17 protein-coding genes are annotated in these 18,089 nt (G+C 67.6%); 12 read left to right on the top strand and 5 right to left on the bottom strand.

What is annotated here, in order from left to right:
• Positions 1-167: 167 nt before the first annotated feature.
• The 4 genes from ABIC51_RS16290 to ABIC51_RS16275 all read left to right on the top strand — a co-directional run bounded on the left by ABIC51_RS16290 (position 168) and on the right by ABIC51_RS16275 (position 4,382).
• Positions 168-512 (top strand): cupin domain-containing protein, encoded by a 345-nt coding sequence (locus ABIC51_RS16290; RefSeq protein ID WP_027789860.1) that lies wholly within the window; start codon positions 168-170, stop codon positions 510-512.
• An 84-nt stretch (positions 513-596) separates the two neighbouring features.
• Positions 597-2,054: an NAD(P)/FAD-dependent oxidoreductase gene (locus tag ABIC51_RS16285; RefSeq protein WP_027789859.1), complete on the top strand. Its 1,458-nt coding sequence runs from the start codon at positions 597-599 to the stop codon at positions 2,052-2,054.
• A gap of 87 nt (positions 2,055-2,141) precedes the next feature.
• Positions 2,142-3,332 carry an MFS transporter gene (locus tag ABIC51_RS16280; protein WP_354006555.1) on the top strand — a complete coding sequence of 397 codons (1,191 nt, stop codon included), beginning with the start codon at positions 2,142-2,144 and terminating at the stop codon, positions 3,330-3,332.
• A 129-nt stretch (positions 3,333-3,461) separates the two neighbouring features.
• Positions 3,462-4,382: a LysR family transcriptional regulator gene (locus tag ABIC51_RS16275; protein WP_042975417.1), complete on the top strand. Its 921-nt coding sequence runs from the start codon at positions 3,462-3,464 to the stop codon at positions 4,380-4,382.
• Between the two features lie 15 nt (positions 4,383-4,397).
• On the opposite strand, the gene ABIC51_RS16270 is transcribed toward ABIC51_RS16275, so the two are convergent.
• Positions 4,398-5,228, bottom strand: coding sequence for a helix-turn-helix transcriptional regulator (locus tag ABIC51_RS16270; protein ID WP_226128195.1), 831 nt, complete (start codon positions 5,226-5,228; stop codon positions 4,398-4,400).
• Positions 5,229-5,466: 238 nt separating this feature from the next.
• Here ABIC51_RS16270 and ABIC51_RS16265 point away from each other — a divergent pair, with 238 nt between their 5' ends.
• From ABIC51_RS16265 to ABIC51_RS16250, 4 genes are all read left to right on the top strand, one after another.
• Positions 5,467-7,191, top strand: a complete 1,725-nt coding sequence (locus ABIC51_RS16265; RefSeq protein WP_060350174.1) for an amidohydrolase — start codon at positions 5,467-5,469, stop codon at positions 7,189-7,191.
• Between the two features lie 213 nt (positions 7,192-7,404).
• Positions 7,405-8,520 (top strand): polyamine ABC transporter substrate-binding protein, encoded by a 1,116-nt coding sequence (locus ABIC51_RS16260; protein WP_175852153.1) that lies wholly within the window; start codon positions 7,405-7,407, stop codon positions 8,518-8,520.
• 97 nt (positions 8,521-8,617) lie between these two features.
• Positions 8,618-10,216: a DUF3138 family protein gene (locus ABIC51_RS16255; RefSeq protein ID WP_226128193.1), complete on the top strand. Its 1,599-nt coding sequence runs from the start codon at positions 8,618-8,620 to the stop codon at positions 10,214-10,216.
• Between the two features lie 116 nt (positions 10,217-10,332).
• Entirely contained in the window at positions 10,333-11,409 is a 1,077-nt protein-coding gene (locus tag ABIC51_RS16250) for a C45 family autoproteolytic acyltransferase/hydrolase (RefSeq protein ID WP_226128192.1), read from the top strand.
• 57 nt (positions 11,410-11,466) lie between these two features.
• On the opposite strand, the gene ABIC51_RS16245 is transcribed toward ABIC51_RS16250, so the two are convergent.
• Both ABIC51_RS16245 and ABIC51_RS16240 read right to left on the bottom strand, forming a co-directional pair.
• Complete coding sequence (locus tag ABIC51_RS16245) at positions 11,467-12,852, bottom strand: MFS transporter (RefSeq protein ID WP_226128190.1); 1,386 nt, start codon at positions 12,850-12,852, stop codon at positions 11,467-11,469.
• A 182-nt stretch (positions 12,853-13,034) separates the two neighbouring features.
• The gene (locus ABIC51_RS16240) at positions 13,035-13,895 is read right to left on the bottom strand and encodes an XAC2610-related protein (protein ID WP_226128188.1); all 861 of its coding nucleotides are present in this window, start codon (positions 13,893-13,895) and stop codon (positions 13,035-13,037) included.
• A gap of 32 nt (positions 13,896-13,927) precedes the next feature.
• On the opposite strand from ABIC51_RS16240, the gene ABIC51_RS16235 reads away from it, so the two are divergent.
• Positions 13,928-14,662, top strand: a complete 735-nt coding sequence (locus ABIC51_RS16235; protein ID WP_226257367.1) for a YbhB/YbcL family Raf kinase inhibitor-like protein — start codon at positions 13,928-13,930, stop codon at positions 14,660-14,662.
• Here ABIC51_RS16235 and ABIC51_RS16230 read toward each other — a convergent pair.
• Positions 14,659-15,027 carry a hypothetical protein gene (locus ABIC51_RS16230; RefSeq protein ID WP_059692720.1) on the bottom strand — a complete coding sequence of 123 codons (369 nt, stop codon included), beginning with the start codon at positions 15,025-15,027 and terminating at the stop codon, positions 14,659-14,661. The two genes, ABIC51_RS16235 and ABIC51_RS16230, sit on opposite strands and share 4 nt — an antisense overlap.
• A gap of 31 nt (positions 15,028-15,058) precedes the next feature.
• The gene (locus ABIC51_RS16225) at positions 15,059-15,451 is read right to left on the bottom strand and encodes a winged helix-turn-helix transcriptional regulator (protein ID WP_027789847.1); all 393 of its coding nucleotides are present in this window, start codon (positions 15,449-15,451) and stop codon (positions 15,059-15,061) included.
• Positions 15,452-15,587: 136 nt separating this feature from the next.
• Here ABIC51_RS16225 and ABIC51_RS16220 point away from each other — a divergent pair, with 136 nt between their 5' ends.
• The 3 genes from ABIC51_RS16220 to ABIC51_RS16210 all read left to right on the top strand — a co-directional run bounded on the left by ABIC51_RS16220 (position 15,588) and on the right by ABIC51_RS16210 (position 18,083).
• Positions 15,588-16,220 (top strand): glutathione binding-like protein, encoded by a 633-nt coding sequence (locus tag ABIC51_RS16220; RefSeq protein WP_226160341.1) that lies wholly within the window; start codon positions 15,588-15,590, stop codon positions 16,218-16,220.
• A 93-nt stretch (positions 16,221-16,313) separates the two neighbouring features.
• Entirely contained in the window at positions 16,314-16,697 is a 384-nt protein-coding gene (locus ABIC51_RS16215; RefSeq protein ID WP_175860711.1) for a hypothetical protein, read from the top strand.
• Between the two features lie 93 nt (positions 16,698-16,790).
• A complete protein-coding gene (locus tag ABIC51_RS16210; protein WP_321839501.1) occupies positions 16,791-18,083 on the top strand; it encodes a TolC family protein in 1,293 nt (430 codons plus the stop codon).
• Positions 18,084-18,089 lie beyond the last annotated feature (6 nt).

The raw sequence follows: 18,089 nt of genomic DNA, 5'->3' as shown, positions 1-18,089 counted from the left end.
AGCGTCGGCCACGCAAAACGTCATTAGGGGGAAATCCCGGCGGGTGTCCTGGCGACCTGCCTGGCCCCGGAAAACACCGCTTGTCCCCCCCGGAGGGGGGCATACCGGGGCAGTGTAAATGAGTAACTTTGTCTCTGCTTTTTTCAATCAAGAGACGAAAGATTCTGATGACCAAACTGATCAAGGACATCCTGCCGCTCGGCGCAGGCATCGGCGAATTCACGAAGCTCGACTTCGGGATGGACGAAAGCGACTGGCGCGCGGCGGAAGGCAAGAGCGGCAACTACCTCATCGGCTGGTGGGAAGGCAAGGTCGGCTCGGTGGAGTTTCCGGAAACCGCGGCCGACGAAGCGGTGTGGCTCGTCGAGGGCCGGATCGCGCTGACCGACGTCGAAGGCAACCGCAAGGAATTCACGCCGGGCCAGGGCTATCTGCTGCCGGCCGGCTTCGCGGGCCGCTGGGAAACGATCGAGGACGCGAAGAAGTTCTACGTGCTGCTCGAGAAGTCGTGATGGCCGAAGCCGCCGCCGGGGTGTCGTCGTCCGTGTGACGCGCGCCCGGCGGCGGTTTCGTTTCCGCGTGTGATGGCAGGGATCATGGAAATGGAAGTCAAGGCAAGAGAGACTGCACCGGCGCAGGCGCACGCATTGCGTGGCGCGCCGGTCGCATTGGGCGTCGAGGCGGCGCTCGCGAATACGAAGCTGTTCCCGTACTGGCTCGACAACCCGGCCGCGCCGGCCACCGAGCCGGAACTCGTCGGCGACGTGAGCGCCGACCTGCTGATCGTCGGCGGCGGCTTCACGGGGCTGTGGTCGGCCGTGCAGGCGAAGGAACAGATGCCGCACCTGAACGTGGTGCTGATCGAGGCCGGCAAGGTCGCGCACGGCGCATCGGGCCGCGCGGGCGGGATCATCTCGACGTCGGTGATGCACGGGCTGCCGAATGCGGTGCGCGTGTTCCCGAACGACATCGCGCAGCTCGAGGCGTTCGGCCATCACAACCTCGACGGCTTCGAGGAAACGCTGAAGCGTTACGACATCGACGCCGACATCGAGTGGAACGGCGAGATGACGGTCGCGGTCGATCCCGAGCACATCGCGCACCTGAAGGGCGATTACGACCTGCATCGCGAGTACGGCCACAACGTCGTGCTGCTGAACCGCGACGAAACGCTCGAACAACTGAATTCACCGCTGTTCGCGGGCGCGCTGTGGTCGCGTAACCGCAGCGGCATCGTGCATCCGGCGAAGCTCGCGTGGGGGCTGAAGCGCGCGGCGCTGTCGCTCGGCGTGAAGCTGTACGAGCACACGCCGCTCGTGACCGTGACCGACGAAGGCAGCACCGTGTTCGTGAAGACGCCGAAGGGCAGCGTGCGCGCGCCGCGCGTCGTGTTCGGCAGCGGCACCGCGAAGGTCGGGATTCCCGACATCAACCGCCGCGTGATGCAGGTGCGCGACCACGTGCTCGCCACCGAGCCGCTCACCGACGAGCAGCTCGCGCGGATCGGCTGGAAGAATCGCCAGGGCGTGTACGACACGCGCACGCAGCTCAACTATTTCCGCCTGACGAAGAACAACAACATCATCTTCGGCGGCCTGGTGAGCTATCACTTCGACGGCGATCCGGAACCGCATCAGGACGGCCGGCGCGAGACGTATTACCGGCTCGCGGAAGCGTTCTACCGCACCTTCCCGCAATTGAGCGACGTGCGCTTCTCGCATGCGTGGGGCGGCCCGATCGACTACTGTTCGCGCGGCTCGGTGTTCGCGAAGCGCTATCTCGGCGACAAGGCCGTGTTCGTCGCCGGCTATACGGGTTTCGGCGTCGCGGCGAGCCGGTTCGGCGCGTTCATGGGGCTGAACATCCTGTTCGATCGCGACAGCCCCGAGCGCAAGCTCGACATCGCGAACCAGAGCCCGAGCTACATCCCGCCCGAGCCGATGCGCTGGGTCGCCGCGAAGATCACGTTCCATGCGTTCGACGGCGCGGATGCGGAAGGCGGCTGGAAGCGCGCGTGGATCAGCGGCATCAAGGCGATGGGCTTCCCGATGTAAGCGACACGGCGGCCCGGGCCGGGCCGCCGCCATACCCGACTCCCTCGAGGAGACGGTCCGCGCCGCGGACACGGAGAGAGACACCGAATGAACGTAGTGAACCTGCAGGACGAAGCGCGACAGGAAAGCGCGCCGTTCGTCGTCGTGATGCTGCTGCTCGGCATCCTCGGGCCGACGGTCTTCCTCGGCCTGCCCGCGATCGTTGGGCAGGTCGAACGCCATTGGGGCTTCGGCGAAGCGGCGCTCGGGCTGTCGAGCTTCGTCGAGGTGCTCGGCGAATCGACGGGCACGCTGCTCGTCGCGTTCGTGCTCGGCCGCCAGCCGGTGCGGTGGGTGCTCGCGGGCGCGGTGACGCTCGCGGCCGGCGCGAACCTCGGCACGCTCGCGACGCACGGGCTCGTCGCGTATTCCGCGTTGCAGTTCATCGCGGGCGTCGGCTCGGGCGGGCTGAACGGGATCGCGCTGCGCTACCTGTCGTACTCGCGCGCGCCGGAACGCAATCTCGGGATCATGCTGATGGGGCAGGTGACGTGGAGCATGGTGCTGCTGGCCTACATCTTCCCGATGCTGAGCGACGCATGGGGCGCGCACGGCGTGTTCGGTTTCGTCGCATGCGTGCTCGGCGTATTCGTGCTCGCGACGCCGCTGTTTCGCCGGGGCGAGACGCTGGCCGCCCCGGCACCAGCCGGCGTCGCCGGCCGCATCGACCGCCGGGGCGCGATGCTCGTGCTGTGCGCGCAGCTCGCGCTGTACGGCGTCGTCGGCGTCGTGTGGACCTTCCTCGAGAAGATCGGCACCGCGGCGGGCCTGAGCGGCAGGTCGGTGTCGCTCGTGCTTGGCATCGCGAACATCGCGAGCCTCGTGATCTGCGCGGCGATGCCGAAGCTCGGCGCAGGCGCGGGCCTGCGCCGCTGGGCGCTCGTCAACCTCGGCGGCTGCGCGGTCGCGGCCGTGCTGCTCGCGATGCCGGCATCGGCCATGACGTTCACGCTCGGCGCGGTCGTGTTCATCGGCTGCTGGACCGGCGGCGCGCTGCTGATCTACGCGACGATCCCGCAGTACGACCTGGTCGGCAAGTCGGCCGCGCTGTCGCCGGGCTGCGTCGCGCTCGGCTACGGCGTCGGCTCGGTCGCGGGCGGCTCGCTGATCGAGCGCGCAGGCACGCAGTCGGCGCTGATCGCGGCGATCGTGCTGTGCGCGGTGGCGTTCCTGTGCTACCGGCGGCTGCGGCCGGCCGTGTTCGGCATGGAACGCGCGCTCGCGGTGGCACCTGAATGACGGTTTCGACGCGCGCCGCTGCCGATGGCGGCGCGCGTCCGGTCCGGTTCATCGGCGAAGGCGGCGGGCGTGGCGCGCGATGCGCGTCGTGCCGGCCGGGCAACGCGCACACGCGCAGCGGCTTCAGGCATGTTCTCGAATACTTCCGATCTCGATCTCCGGCTCATCCGGGTCTTTCTGGCCGTCGTCGACGCACGCGGCATCACGGCCGCCGAGGCGTCGCTCGGCGTGCGGCAGTCGACCATCAGCACGCAACTGTCGGCGCTCGAAGCGCGCGTCGGCTTCAAGCTCTGCGATCGCGGACGCGGCGGCTTTCGCCTGACGTCGAAGGGCGAACGCTTCGCGGCCACCGCGCGCACGCTCGTCGCGGCGACCTCCGAATTCGTCGCGCGTGTGCGCGACATCGACCGCAAGCTGGTCGGCACGTTGTCGATCGGCCTGATCGGCCAGGCGCCGCTCGTCGAGAACGCGCGCGTGGCCGATGCGATCGGCGCATTCCGCAAGCGCGACCAGGCCGTCACGTTCGCGATGAAGGTCGCGTCGCCGCAGGAACTCGAGGAAAGCCTCGTCAACAACCAGCTCGATCTCGCGATCGGGTATTTCTGGCATCGCGTGCCCGGGCTGCTCTATACGCCGCTGTTCACCGAGCAGCAGGTGATCTACTGCGGGCGCGGGCATCCGCTGTTCCATGCGTCGCGGCCCGTGACGGCGGACGACCTGCAACTGCACGACTGGGTGTGGCGCACCTATCCGGTGCCGGAGGAGCAGTATCCGCTGCCCGAGCGGCGCGTGACCGCGAGCGCGGACAGCATCGAGGCCGCGACGATCCTGATCCTGTCGGGCGGCCATCTCGGCTACCTGCCCGCGCACTACGCGGAGCCGTTCGAGCAGCGCGGGCTCGTGAAGGCCGTCGGCCGCGCGACGTTCAGCTTCGACGTGCCGCTGCATCTCGCGATGAAGCGCAGCACGAGCGACAAGCCGATCGTCGACGCGTTCTGCGAGGACCTGCTGCGCGCCTTCAACATCAAGGCGGCCGCGCTGGCCGCGTAAATCCAGGCCGCGCGTTCAGCAGTCGACGAGTACCCAGTCGAACAGCTCGCGGCGCGTGCGCACGCCGAGCTTCGCGAACGCGCGCTTCACGTACGACTCGGCCGTCGACAGCTTCACGTCGAGCTGCTGCGCGGCCTCGGGCACCGAGCGCCCGCACAGCATCAGCCGGCAGATCTCGTGCTCGCGGCGCGACAGCTGCACATCCTGCCGTTCGAGGCGCGCATCGAAACCCGCCTGCGACGCGGTATTCACCGACACCGCCGCCACGCGCCGCGCCGCACAGGTGCGCGCATGCAGCTCGAACATCGGGAACAGCAGGTCGACCATCTGCCGGAAGTGAAACAGCTCGTCCGTGGTAAACGCGGCGCGCCCGACCGTGCGCGCGAGCCCGAGCGCGTATTGCAGGTGCGCGTTGCCGTGCACGAGCAGGCATTCCTGCCCGATGCCGGGCTCGTCGAAGATCCGGCGGCGGAACTCGCCCTGCGCGATGCCGTCGACATGGCGCTGCACGAGCAGCGTGCCGGGTTTGCCGCGCAGCGGCGCGACCAGCGGATCGGCCTGGCAATAGTCCTGGTAGTAGATGTCCATCACGCGCAGCGTATCGGCCGCGAAGCGCAGGCTGCCGCTGCCGAGCCACTCGACGACGAAACCCGACGTGCTGCCCGTATCGGCACGCCAGCGCTCGAGGTGCACGGCGTCGGCATCGATGCTGTCGTTGACGAACTCCGTGACCGCGCCGACGAAATCCGGCGTGCCGACCGCGCGCAGCGTCGCGCCGAGTGAGTCGGGACGCACGCCGATCAGGTAGTGGCCGCGGGCGGCAGGGTCGGGCTGGAGAAGTCGCATGGTCGGACGAAGGCGGTCGGGAGACAGCGCGACGTTACGCGAACGCCGTGCACGCGTCAGCCGGGAATTCACCGGATCACCCCCACGGATTTCGTGCGTTGTCCCCAAAACGACGACAAGACCGAACGTGCGGCGGCCGGAATTCGTCCAAGCCCCGGCGGCGGGGGGGCATACCGGCGCGAATCGTCTGCCTATAGTGAAAGCACTTCGAAAACCTGATGACCAGAAAGGACAGGCCATGCAGATGCAACCGACGCACGCCGCCACGACGCCGGCGGATTTCGTTCTGACCAACGCGAAGGTCTATACCGTCGATCCGCACAAGCCCTGGGCGCAGGCCGTCGCCGTGCGCGACGGCCGGATCGTCCATGTCGGCGACACGGCGGCCGTGCAGGCGTACGTCGGCGCGCGGACGAAGGTCGTCGATGCGGCCGGCCGGCTCGTGCTGCCGGGCTTCGTCGAATCGCACTGGCACTTCGAGACGACCGCGTTCGCGTTCCAGGCGTTCGTGAACGACGAGGATCCGCAGAAGGTACTCGGCGCGCTGCGCGCGTATGTCGAATCGCATCCGGACGAGCCGGCGATCACCGGGATGGGCTGGGTGCAGGCGACGATTCCGCCGGCGCTGCTGCGCAAGGAGACGCTCGACGCGATCTGCGCGGATCGTCCCGTGTGCCTGCTGTCGACCGATTTCCATACGATGTGGGTGAACTCGAAGGCGCTGGAGATCGCCGGCATCGACGCGTCGACGCCGCCTGTGCAGGAAGGCGCGAGCTGGTTCGAGAAGGACGCGGCGACCGGCGAGCCGACCGGCCTGATCGTCGACGGCGCCGCGTACTCGCTGCTGATGCAGCGGATCAGCGCGGCCGGCCTGCTGCCGACCGGCATCGACCTGTACCTGAAATCGATCCCGCCGTGGCAGAAGAAGCTGTGCGCAGCCGGCGTGACGACCGTGTTCGACGCGGGCTTCTTCGACGCGAGCGGCGACCAGTCGCTGCTGTACGAGACGCTGCAGACGATGGAGCGCGCGGGCGACCTGAAGCTGCGGGTGGTCGGCAGCGTCGCAGTGATCGGCGAGATCGACGACCCGGTCGGCACGCTCGTCCGGTATCGCGAGCAGTACGATTCGCCGCTCGTGAAGGCGCGCGCATTGAAGCTGTTCCTCGACGGCACCGAGGCGAACCACACCGCGTACCTGCTCGAACCGTACGCGGACCGCCCGGACACCTGCGGCGCGCCGACGATGCCGGCCGACACGTTCAACCGCTACCTGCTCGAAGCCGATCGCGCGAATGCGAACGTGATGGTCCATTGCGTCGGCGACGCGGCCGTGCGGATGGCGCTCGACGGCTTCGACGCGGTGAACCGCACGAACCCGCCGCGCGACCGCCGCCACGTGATCACGCACGCATTCCTCACGCATCCGGACGACATCCCGCGCTTCCGCCGCGCGGGCGTGATGGCGAACACGCAGCTGCAATGGGGCGTGGTCGACGCGTACACCGAGCAGCTGCGCGACCACTACGGCCACGAGCGCTGGAGCAGCATGTACAAGTTCCGCACGTTCCTCGACGAAGGCGTGACGGTGTCGATCGGAATGGACGGCCTCGCATGCCAGTGCCGCTGCCAGCACAAGCCGCTCGAACACATCGAGTCGGGCCATACGCGCCAGCTCGCTGGCGAGCCCGATGCGCCGGTGTTTCCGGACATCGCCGAGCGCCTGAGCATTCCGCAACTGATCGCCGCGTACACGATCCACGGCGCATACCAGCTCGGGATGGAGCACGAGGTCGGCTCGCTGACGCCCGGCAAGCGCGCGGATCTCGTCGTGCTCGAGAACGACCTGTTCGAGGTCGGCCAGTACGACATCGGCCGCATCGACGTCGGGCTGACGATGATGGGCGGCCGCATCACGCACGTGGGCGACGATTTCGGCGCGCGCACGGGTATGCAGGCGTCCTGAACGGGCATCCCGGCTGACGAAGCGGCGACGGAATCTTTCGTGATGCTTTCGTTTTTCGCGGCTCGGCGCATCCGGCCGGAAGCGGATGCGCCGATTGTGCGGCGTGTCCCCCTATTGGCAGGGCAGACCGGCCAATTTCCTCTGGCTACATTTTTCCGGACCGAAGCACACACCGTTCATTGCGAGCGGATCATGATATCGACGGAGGAAACCATGGCAGGGGATTGGAGCAGGCATCTGGGAACGGCATGCGCGGCGCTCGCGCTGGGCGGCGTGCTGTGGGCCGGCGCGCCGGTTGCGCACGCGGCGGACGTCGTCAATGTGTACAACTGGGGCAACTCGATCGGCAAGGCGACGATCGCGAACTTCGAGAAGGCGACCGGCATCAAGGTCGTCTACCAGGAGTTCGATTCGAACGAGACGTTGCAGGCGAAGCTGCTGTCGGGCACGTCGGGCTATGACGTCGTCGTGCCGTCCGACATCTTCTGGGCGCGGCAGCTGCAGGCCGGCATCTTCCGCAAGATCGACAAGAGCCAGGTGCCGAACTACGGGCTGCTCGATCCGGAAATCCTGAAGGCGCTCGCGAAGGACGATCCGGGCAACCAGTACGGCATTCCGTGGACCTGGGGCACCGACGGGCTCGGGATGAACGTCGAGAAGGTGAAGGCGGCGCTCGGCAACGACGCGCCGCTCGACAGCTGGGCGCTGCTGTTCGATCCGAAGTATGCGCAGAAGCTGAAGCACTGCGGCGTGTCGGTGCTCGATTCGCCGGTCGATGCGTTCGGGATGGCGTTCGTCTACCTGAAGAAGGACCCGAACACGACGAACCCGGCCGACTACCAGGCCGCGTACGAACTGCTGAAGTCGGTGCGCCCGTACATCACGCAGTTCAATTCGAGCAGCTACATCAACGATCTCGCGGGCGGCGACATCTGCCTCGCGCTCGGCTGGTCGGGCGACGTGAACTCCGCGCGGATCGCAGCCGCTGTCGCGAAGAAGCCGTATCACATCAAGTACGTGATCCCGACCGAGGGCAGCGCGATGTGGTTCGACATGATGGCCGTGCCGAAGGATGCACCGCACCCGGACGCCGCGCTGAAGTTCGTCAACTTCGTGCTGTCGGAGAAGGAGAGCGCGAACCTGACCAACGACACGTCGTACCCGTCGGCCGTGCCGTCGTCGAAGCGCCTCGTGCGCGCCGAAGTGACGAGCGATCCGGCCGTGTTCCCGCCCGCCGACGTGATCCGCAAGCTGAGCCTCAGCAAGCCGGTTCCGCCTGAGCTGATGCGTCTGCAGAACCGCCTCTGGACGAAGCTGAAGACCGAGTAAGCCGGCCGCCGCTTCCCCGCTTCCCGCACACCTTTCGCGCGCCCCGCCGCTGATCGCGGCGGGCGGGGGCGCGCTCGTCCCGACGACCACCCAGAACATGAAACTCAAACACATGACGGCGCTGTGCCTGCTCGCGTTCGACGCGGCCACGGCATTCGCGCACACGCCGCAGGCGACCGATGCGAGCAGGATGAAGGCGCTGCAGGCGCAGGTCACCGCGCTGCAGCAGCAGGTGAACGCACTGCGCGCGAGCATGCTGGCCGCGCAGGCGCCCGGCGCCGCGACGGCCGCCAACGCAGCCACCGCAGCCACCGCAACATCGAGCGGCGCAAGGATCGGTTCGATCAACACGGCCGCCGCCGCCGCGCCGGCCGCCGATTCCGCACCGGCGTTCACGAACGACGACCTGCAGCAGATGCGCGAGCAGATCGCGAACGCGTCGCTGAAGGTCGACTCGCTGCAGGAAGCCGCGACGACCGGCCCGCTCGCGGGCCTGAGCATCACCGGCTACGTCGATCCCGTGTACCTGTTCAACCGCGCGCAGCGCACGTCCGGGTTCCAGTTCCTGAACCACGATCCGGGCGCGTACGACTACTTCAACAGCACGATCGGCGACGTCTACCTCGACATCAAGAAGACCTTCGGCGTCGGCCCGATGGCGCCGTCGGCGGAGGTCGTGATCCAGCCGAACCGCGGCTTCGGCAACGTGTTCAGCAATTCGCACGGCGGCGTCGGCAACAACATCGTCACGCAGGCCGTGGTGACCGTGCCCCTCAGCACGACGCGCACCTTCGAGATCGGGATGATGCCGAGCCTCGCCGGCTACGAGGTGCAGCCGTCGACCCAGATGCTGACGCTCACGCACGGGCTGCTGTACGACTTCAGCGAACCGGGCAACCTGATCGGCGTCGGCCTGAAGGGCTCCAACGCGGCGATGACGCGCTTCTGGCAGGTCGTGATCGGCAACGAGGTGCTGCGCACCGCCGGCGCGATCGCGAACGCGGCGAACAACACGACCAAGACCAACTGGACGCCGACGATCACCGCGCGCTTCGACAACGCGACGTCGACCGCCTTCGACTTCGGCATTTCCGGGATGCTGGGCCGGCAGTCGCTGTTCTCGCCGTGCGCGACGGCGGGCGGCTACGGCTACCAGTGCAACGGCTCCTCGCCGACCGGCCTCTACAAGTACGTGGAAGCCGACGTGACCTATACGCACGACAAGACGCAGGTCAACGCGCAGGTCGACTACGGCGAGCTGCAGAAGGGCGCGTGGAACGGCGGCACCGCACGCTGGTACGGGATGTCGCTGCTCGGCCATACGAAGTGGACGCAGGCATGGGTCGGCCGCATGGGCGCGACGCTGCGCTTCGACTACCTGAACAACACGTCGAACGGCGGCGGCGGCACGAACATCCAGTACGGGCTCGCGGGCGGCAATCCGTCGGTGAACGGGGCGAGCGGCTTCGGCATCGATCCGGCGTGCTTCCAGGGTTCGTCGACGAACGGCACCGAGTGCAAGGGCGCGCAGCGTTACGCGATCACGGCCGACCTGCTGTTCTATCCGACGCAGCAGATCACCGTGAAGCTCGAGTATCGCCACGACGCGGCGAACCATCCGGTGTTCCTGAAGAGCAACGGCACGTACGCGCGCAGCAACGACCTGGCCGGGATGCAGTTCATCTATTCGTTCTGACCGTTCCGACTGGTCTCGCCGTTCCGGCCGGTGCAAATGCCGGCCGACCGGCTGCGCCATGCATCACGTTCCGGGCCGCGCGGGCCCGGAACGCATTCAACCCAGGAGATTTGACCTTGAAGCTGCACACCTTCGTGACCGACCTCACCGATCCGTACGAGCGCGGCCGCCTGATCGGCGCGCGTTTCGCCGCCGAGATTCGCGAGACGGTCGCGCTTTACCTCGCGTTCTTCCCGAAGCTCGGCATCGAGCCGCAGCGCGCGCGGGAGATCGGCGAAGCGAGCCTGGCCGCGCTCGGTGCGTGGTGCCCGCGCCTGGCCGCCGAAGTCGAGGCGATCGCCGACGGCGTCGACCTGCCGCGCTGGCAGCTCGCGTGCCTGAACGCGCGCACCGAGATTCTCGCGACCGCGCCCGCGTCGGCCGAAGGCGAGTGCTCGACGACCGTCTACGCGCCGGCCGGCCCGCACGCGCCGCGCACGCTGCAGACGTGGGACTGGCACGACAGCCTCGCGCCGCAGGGGCTGCTGATGCGGTTCGCGACGCCGCACGGCCGCACCGTCAAGTTGTTCTCCGAGTTCGGGATGCTCGCGAAGCTCGGCGTGAACAGCGCGGGGCTCGGGCTGCACTTCAACATCCTGCATCACGCGAGCGACAACGACAGCGCCGGTGTGCCCGTGCACGCGATCGCGCGGCGCCTGCTCGAGGATGCGACGACGGTCCAGGAGGCGATCGAGCTCGCCCGGTCCGCACGCGTGAGCGCGTCCACGGTGCTGACCGTGTTCACGCGGCATGACGCGAACCCGCGCGCGGCGAGCATCGAGCTGAGTCCGTCGGGAATCGGCGTGGTGGTGCCGCGCCCGGACGGCTGGCTGCTGCATACGAACCACTTCCTCGATCGCGCGCTGAGCGGCGGCGAGTGCATGCCCGACAGCTCGACCACGCGCGAACGCTTCGCGCACCTGAACGAAGTCGTGAACGGGATGACGAGCGCCGATGTGCGCGAGCGCGCGGCGGCAATGTGTGGTGCGGCGGGCGATCAGGCCGTCGTGTGCTTCCACGCCGATCCGTCGATGCCCGACACCGAGCGCTGGGAGACGCTGCTGACCGTCGGCATCGATACCGACGCGTGCGCACTCGACTACGTGGCGGGCAATCCGCACGATCTCGCGCGCGACGGGTTTCAGCGGTTCTGACGCGGCACGCGGGCGGCGGCGAGGGAGGGCGGCACGCGTGTGCCGCCCTCGCGAGGCTCATGCGTCGATGCGTTCGACCTTGCCGACGAGCAAACCGTATGACAGGCTGCCCGCGAGTGCCATCGCGGCGATATAGGTGATCGCGCGCGAGAAGTCCGCGCCGTTCACGAGCAGCCCGATCACGATCGGCGTCGCGATCGCGGACAGGTTGCCGATCAGGTTGAACACGCCGCCCGTGAGGCCGATCAGCCGCGCGGGCGCGAGCCCCGACACGAGCGACCACGTGATCGACGCGAAGCCGTTGCCGAAGAACGCGATCGTCATGAACGCGATCACCCAGCCGGTCGACGTGACGTAGTTCGCGCCGATGATGCAGGTCGAGATCAGCAGCCCCGAGATGATCGGCAGCTTGCGCGCGAAGCCCTGTGACGCGCCGCGACGCATCAGCCAGTCCGACAGCACGCCCGAGCACAGCACGCCGACGAACGCGGCGAGGAACGGCAGCGACGCGAGAAAGCCCGACTTGATGAAGTCCATTCCGCGATACTTGACGAGGTAGGTCGGGAACCACGTGAGGAAGAACCACAGCGTCGAGTTCAGCGCGAACTGGCCGAGATAGATGCCCCACAGCTTGCGCCGGCCGAGCACGACGCCGAGGTCGCGCCACGTCGACGGTGCGCGCTCGGTGCGCGCCGCGATGCGGTCTTCGAGATCGACGAGGCCGCCGCCGTCGCGGATCAGCGCGATCTCGGCCGTGTTGACGCCACGAAACGCGCGCGGCTCGCGATACACCGCATACCAGATCGCGGCCCATGCGATGCCGGCGAGGCCTGTCGCGACGAACACCATGTGCCAGCCCAGATGCACCTGCAGCCACGCGAGCACCGGCGTGAGGAACGCGAGCCCGACGAACTGGCCCGACGTGTAGCCGCCGATCGCGCTCGCGCGCTCGCGGGTCGGGAACCACGTCGTCACCACGCGGTTGTTGATCGGGTAGGCCGGCGCTTCGAGCGCGCCCACCGCGAGACGCAGCACGACCAGCCCGACGAACGAACCGGCGAAGCCGAGCAGCAACGTCGCGGCCGACCACAGCGCGAGCGCGCCGGCATACAGCACGCGCGGCGACACCTTGTCGACGAGCCAGCCGCCCGGCACTTGCATCAGCGCGTAGGTCCAGCCGAACGCGGAAAACACGAGGCCCGCGCGCACGGGATCGATGTTCAGTTCCTTGAACAGCGCGGGCGCGGCGATCGACAGGTTGCTGCGGTCGAGATAGTTGATCACGACCGTGACGAACAGCAGCGCGAGGATCAGCAGGCGCTTGCGGCTGGGCGGCGCCGCCTGCGCGGCGGCCGCGCGGGCGGTTGAACCGGATGCGATGCCGGCGTGGGCGGGCAATTGATCCGGCGGGTTGGCGTGGGTGCGTGACGCGGATTGGGCCACGGTTGTCTCCTGTGTTCTGTGCCCGGCCGTCGCCCGCGAGCGGGGCGACCGAATCGAATGGCGTTGGGGCGAACGTTAGAGCCGCGGCGGGAAGCGCGTCAACATTTGGGCAGGTATCCCTATTAATGGGATGCTCTGCGTTCAATATGTGGGAAGGCGTGGCGAATAGGCCGCCGCTTGCATCAGTTGCCCATCGCCTCCTTCGCACTGACCCAGCCCTGCACCGCCCCCGCATGCGGGTTGCGATACCGCACCTTCAACCACTGGAAATCGGCGCTCGCGTCGATCACCTCCACCGTGTCGCCCGCGACGACATAGCGACGCGTGGGCGCATCGGTCATCGCATCGTGCAGCGGCAGGCGTGCCGGGCGCACCTTGAACGTGACGGTGCCGCCGCCATAGGCGTCGGGGCGGCGCGCGACACGCTTGCCTTGCGCGTCGTAGGTCAACAGCATCGACGACGGGCCGTTGTCGGTGTCGAGCAGGTCGCGCAGCTCGTCCGGTATCGCTTCGCTCGACTGGTACAGGTACATCCTGCCGCTGCCGTCGAAGCGATACGCATCGGTGTACCAGATCGGGCCGCCGCGGCACGAGCTGTACAGCGTGCGCTCCTTCGGCTTCGCCTGCACGTTGACCAGCCCGTCGCAATTGCCGTGCGGCATGTCGCTCGCGGGCATCCGCAACGGCTCGAACTGCTGGCGCGCGGTGTCGTACAGGTAGATGCCGTAGCCGTCGTTCACCATGCCGAGCGTCGCGTGCATCGCGAGATCGCGGTGGCCATCGAAGTTGTAGTCGTCCGACGCGAGGTGATAGCGGCCTTCCTCGTCGGCGGCGGTCACGTCGAGCGTCTGCGTCTTGCCGCTCGGCAGGAAGCGCACGGTAATGTGCTCGCTGTCCGCCCGTTCGACGCGGGCCGTGACGGTGTCGTCGACCTTGAACGTGAGCAGCGGTTTGGCCGCCTGCGCGGCGGGCGCGATCGATGCGCAGGCAACGAACAGCATGGAGCCGTGGAGCAGCGAACGCAGTCGTGAAGGGCGCGTCATGGTCGGATCAGGCGTGAAGGGCGTGAATGAGGATGGAAGCGGCCGGCCCCGACTTCCGTTTGCCGCCAATGTACCGGCATCCGGCGCTTTCCGCGAGCGGGGCCGGCATGGCCGGACGTTGCCGGGTAGTCGCCATACCGGTACGTTTGCTTGCCTTGTTCGGGGCCGGCGCGATTGCAAGAATGTCCGTTCCATTCCTGCTTGCTGGTGAGGTGACGATGACGATATTCAAGCCCGGTTTCGCCCTTTGCGTTGCGATGCTCGCTGCCGGTACGGCGCGGGCGGGCGATTTCTCGATCGAAAGCGCGGAGCTTGCCGGCGGCGCGTTTGGTCGCGCGCAGGTATCCGACAGCTTCGGCTGCCACGGTCAGAACATTTCGCCCTCCATACGGTGGAGCGGTGTTCCGGAAGGCACGCAAAGCTACCTGCTGACGATGTTCGATGCCGACGCGCCGACGGGCTCCGGCTTCTGGCACTGGGTCGTCGCCGACATACCGGCGTCGGCGCATGGCATCGCGCCCGGTTCGGGCAATGACGTTGCCGGACTGCCGGCGGGTGCCGTCCCGATGAAGAACGACACCGGCCATGTCGGCTATCTGGGCCCGTGCCCGCCGCAGGGCGACACCCATCGCTACGTCATTACGCTGACCGCGCTCAAGGTGGCGAAGCTGCCGGTCGAGCACGACGCGACGCCCGCGGTCGTCGGTTATACCGCTCACTACCAGGCCCTCGCGAAGGCGACGATGACGGTGCGGTTGAGCCGTTAGCCGCGCGTGCTGTCGTCCTGAAACCCGCTCTTCCCCGCGAAGATCTCCTTCAGCGCGGCGCGCAGCGTGACCGGATCGTACTGGCCGGGCGCGAGATGGATCACGTAACGCGTCTGGCCATCGAGTCGCGCGGCGATGCCGGGTTCGATCTCGATGTCGATCGTGTCGTCCGTCAGCCTCACCGACAGATCCTTGACGCGCCAGGTGATCTGGTCGCGCACCATCACTTCGATCAGCGTGTCGTCCGGAAAGCGCGACAGCGCGAAGCAATAGTCCTGCTCGGCGTCGTGACAGTAGATGTTGGCGAAGCTTTCGTCGTCGTCGAGATCGGACGTCGCCGCGCCGACGGTGGCGTGAAGTTCCATGAACGGGGTTCCTGCGTAAGGGTGGTAGGGGTTATCGGTTCGAATGAAGGGCCGTTCCGATCGCTGCCGCCGCGCCGGGCGTCGCGCCGGTGTCGCACGACGCAGCGGCATCGCGCGCCTTCAGCCACAGCCCGAATTCGCGCATGACCTCGACGACGGGCCGCAGCCGGTCGCCGTCGGCGGTCAGGTCGTACTCGACCCGCACCGGCACTTCCGGATAAACGGTGCGCCGCACGAGCCCGGCATCTTCGAGTGCGCGCAGGTCGAGCGTCAGCATGCGCTGCGAGATGCCGGGCATGTCGCGGCGCAGGTCGCTGAAGCGTCGCGGCCCGTCGAGCAGATACGACACCAGCAGCAGCCGCCAGCGGCCGCCGAGCAGGCGCATCGCTTCTTCAACGGAACATCCGGTCGCACTCGTTTTCATCGTGCTGAATCCTGGTCGGTAAATTTTTTGTGACTACGGCACAAACGACTGCCGTCTTCCCGGCGATGCGCCGATGCGAGATATTAGCGCCCGCGTCGCGGCGAATCGATACATGGACAACCCACGAAGGAAACGCATGAAGCTCTATCACGCTCCCGGAAGCTGTTCGCAGGCCATCTGCATCGTGCTGCGCGAAGGCGGCATCGACGCGGAGGTCATCAAGGTCGACGCACGCAAGCATGTCATTGAAGACGGGCGCAATTACTACGATGTGACCGAACTCGGCTACGTGCCGCTGCTCGAACTCGACGACGGCACGCTGCTGCGCGAAGGCCCGGTGATCGCGCAGTATCTCGCGGATCTGCGCCCGGAAGCCGCGCTCGCGCCTGCGTACGGCACGCTCGCGCGCTACCGGCTGATGGAATGGCTCAATTTTCTCGGCACCGAGATCCACAAGGGGTTCATTCCGCTGCTGTACGCGGTGCAGGCGGGGAAATACGTCGATCCGGCGAGAACGAAGCTCGACAGCCGCTTTGCATGGATCGACCGCCAGCTCGACGGCAAGGCATTCCTGACCGGCGACACGTTCACCGTTGCCGATGCCTACCTGTTCGCGCTGACCGGCTGGGGCAAGGCCGAATGGATGCGGTCGGTGTACAACGCGGATATCGACCTGACCCGGTATGCGCATCTGCGTGCGTGGTACGAGCGGGTGCGTGCGCGGCCGGCGGTGCGCGCCGTGCTGGAGGCCGACGCGTTGGCGCGGTAGCGTGCGGTGGGCGCGATGGGTGGGGCTACGGCGCGTCGTTCCGCCGTATCGATGCGCCGCCACACAGCAAAACCCCGCGCTATAATCGCCCGCATGAAATTCCTCCGGACCGTCATCCTGCTGCTGCTCTGCGCGGTGCTGCCCATCAGCGGGCTGGCAGCCAGCGGCCTGGCCGGGGAATGCCCGATGATGCAGCAGGGCATGTCGATGTCGACGGACATGGACGCCGGCATGTCCGCCGACATGCCGGGTTGCGATTCGATGCAGTCGTGGTCCACCGGCAAGGCCCACGCGAAAGCGAAGGGCCTGTCCTGCAAGCTGACGGCGCAATGCCAGTTCGGCAGTCTCTATCATCCGGCCGCTCGCGCCGAAGTCAGTCGTCCCGCTGCGTTCGCCAGCATCGTAGCCTTCCACTACGCGCAAATCCTCCCGGTCCGCGATCCGAACGGGTTGTGGCGCCCTCCACGCATCAGCTGATCCCGATCCGATAGGTTCGCCGCATTCGCGGTGAGGTTCGTCCTGTGCGCAGGACGTGGAATCCCCATGGGGTTCCGCCGTTGGGGTTAAACCATGTCATTCCATCCCGGCACGCCGCTTGCGCGGCGTGCGCGCCGGCGCGCGCCCATGCTTTGGGCGGCGCTGCTGGTTGCGGGCGCGGCTCACGCGCAGCAACCGCCTTTTACGCTGGACGCCGCGCTGCAGTCCGCCACCGATCATTCCGCGTCGATGCAGGCCGCCCAGGCTTCGGTGCGCGCCAGCTCGGAGGCGGCCGTGAAGGCCGGCCAGCTGCCCGACCCGATGCTCAAGGCCGGCATCGACAACCTGCCGGTCAATGGCGGCCAGCGCTTCACCGTCGGCCAGGACTTCATGACGATGCGCCGCATCGGCATCGAGCAGGAGTGGGTGTCCGGCGACAAGCGGCGCCTGCGCTCGGCACTGGCCAACGAGCAGGTCGGACGCGAGCGCGCCGGCTATCTCGCGCAGCTCGCGAGCGTACGCCAGCAAACCGCAACGGCGTGGCTGAACGCCGTCTACGCGAAGCAGGCGCTCGCGCTGCAGCAGGCATTGCTCGATCACATGAACCATGAACTCGACGCGACGAAGGCGTCGTATCGCGGCGCGAAGGCGAGTGCGGCCGATGTCGTCCAGGCGCGGGCCATGCTCGCGCAGACGCAGGATCAATGGCTGAAAGCGCGGCAGGTCTACCAGACCGCGCTCATCGCGTTGTCGCGCTGGACCGCCGTGCCGGCGTCGGACGTCACGGGCACGCCGCCCGCGCCGGAATCGTTCGTGTCGTCGTTGCCGCCGGACGAACTGCGCGTATCGCAGCCGGCACTGATCACGGCCGCCGACGATATCGCCGTCGCCGAAGCCGATACCGCCGTCGCGAACAGCGAACGACGCCCGAACTGGACGTGGGAAGTCGCGTACCAGCAGCGCGGCGGCGCGTATTCGAACATGGTGTCCGTCGGCGTCACGATTCCGTTGCCGCTCAATCGCAGGAACCGCCAGAACCGTGATGTCGCCGAGAAGGCCGAACTGGCGACGAAGGCGCGCCTGATGTACGAGGACACGCTGCGCCAGGTGCAGGCCGATATCCGCACGCAGTCCGAAACGCTCGCGAGCGGCCGCGAACGCATCGCGAACCTGAGTACGTCGCTGTTGCCCGCCGCCGACCAGCGCGTGCAGCTGGCCGATGCCGCCTACCGGGCGGGCACGGGTTCACTCGCCGACACGTTCGCCGCGCGGCGCGCGCAACTCGACGCGCAGTTGCAGGTGCTCGATCTCAGGCGCGACGTGTCGCAGACCTGGGCGCAGCTCGAATATCAGGTCGTGCCGTCGACGATGGCCGCCGCGCAGTGAAGGAGA

Origin of the sequence: Burkholderia sp. 572 (genome assembly GCF_040545135.1) — a bacterium.
Lineage (GTDB): Bacteria > Pseudomonadota > Gammaproteobacteria > Burkholderiales > Burkholderiaceae > Burkholderia > Burkholderia cepacia.
Note: the sequence above shows the minus strand (reverse complement) of the source record. Positions and strands in the feature narration are given on the sequence as shown.

Bases quoted from the DNA above. Each gene is read 5' to 3' on its own strand.
- ABIC51_RS16230 (WP_059692720.1), bottom strand. From the start codon at position 15,027: ATGGAACTTCACGCCACCGTCGGCGCGGCGACGTCCGATCTCGACGAC.
- ABIC51_RS16270 (WP_226128195.1), bottom strand. From the start codon at position 5,228: ATGCGACTTCTCCAGCCCGACCCTGCCGCCCGCGGCCACTACCTGATC.
- ABIC51_RS16280 (WP_354006555.1), top strand. From the start codon at position 2,142: ATGAACGTAGTGAACCTGCAGGACGAAGCGCGACAGGAAAGCGCGCCG.
- ABIC51_RS16210 (WP_321839501.1), top strand. From the start codon at position 16,791: ATGTCATTCCATCCCGGCACGCCGCTTGCGCGGCGTGCGCGCCGGCGC.
- ABIC51_RS16220 (WP_226160341.1), top strand. From the start codon at position 15,588: ATGAAGCTCTATCACGCTCCCGGAAGCTGTTCGCAGGCCATCTGCATC.
- ABIC51_RS16285 (WP_027789859.1), top strand. From the start codon at position 597: ATGGAAATGGAAGTCAAGGCAAGAGAGACTGCACCGGCGCAGGCGCAC.
- ABIC51_RS16275 (WP_042975417.1), top strand. From the start codon at position 3,462: ATGTTCTCGAATACTTCCGATCTCGATCTCCGGCTCATCCGGGTCTTT.
- ABIC51_RS16290 (WP_027789860.1), top strand. From the start codon at position 168: ATGACCAAACTGATCAAGGACATCCTGCCGCTCGGCGCAGGCATCGGC.
- ABIC51_RS16260 (WP_175852153.1), top strand. From the start codon at position 7,405: ATGGCAGGGGATTGGAGCAGGCATCTGGGAACGGCATGCGCGGCGCTC.
- ABIC51_RS16215 (WP_175860711.1), top strand. From the start codon at position 16,314: ATGAAATTCCTCCGGACCGTCATCCTGCTGCTGCTCTGCGCGGTGCTG.
- ABIC51_RS16255 (WP_226128193.1), top strand. From the start codon at position 8,618: ATGAAACTCAAACACATGACGGCGCTGTGCCTGCTCGCGTTCGACGCG.
- ABIC51_RS16265 (WP_060350174.1), top strand. From the start codon at position 5,467: ATGCAGATGCAACCGACGCACGCCGCCACGACGCCGGCGGATTTCGTT.
- ABIC51_RS16225 (WP_027789847.1), bottom strand. From the start codon at position 15,451: ATGAAAACGAGTGCGACCGGATGTTCCGTTGAAGAAGCGATGCGCCTG.
- ABIC51_RS16235 (WP_226257367.1), top strand. From the start codon at position 13,928: ATGGAAGCGGCCGGCCCCGACTTCCGTTTGCCGCCAATGTACCGGCAT.
- ABIC51_RS16240 (WP_226128188.1), bottom strand. From the start codon at position 13,895: ATGACGCGCCCTTCACGACTGCGTTCGCTGCTCCACGGCTCCATGCTG.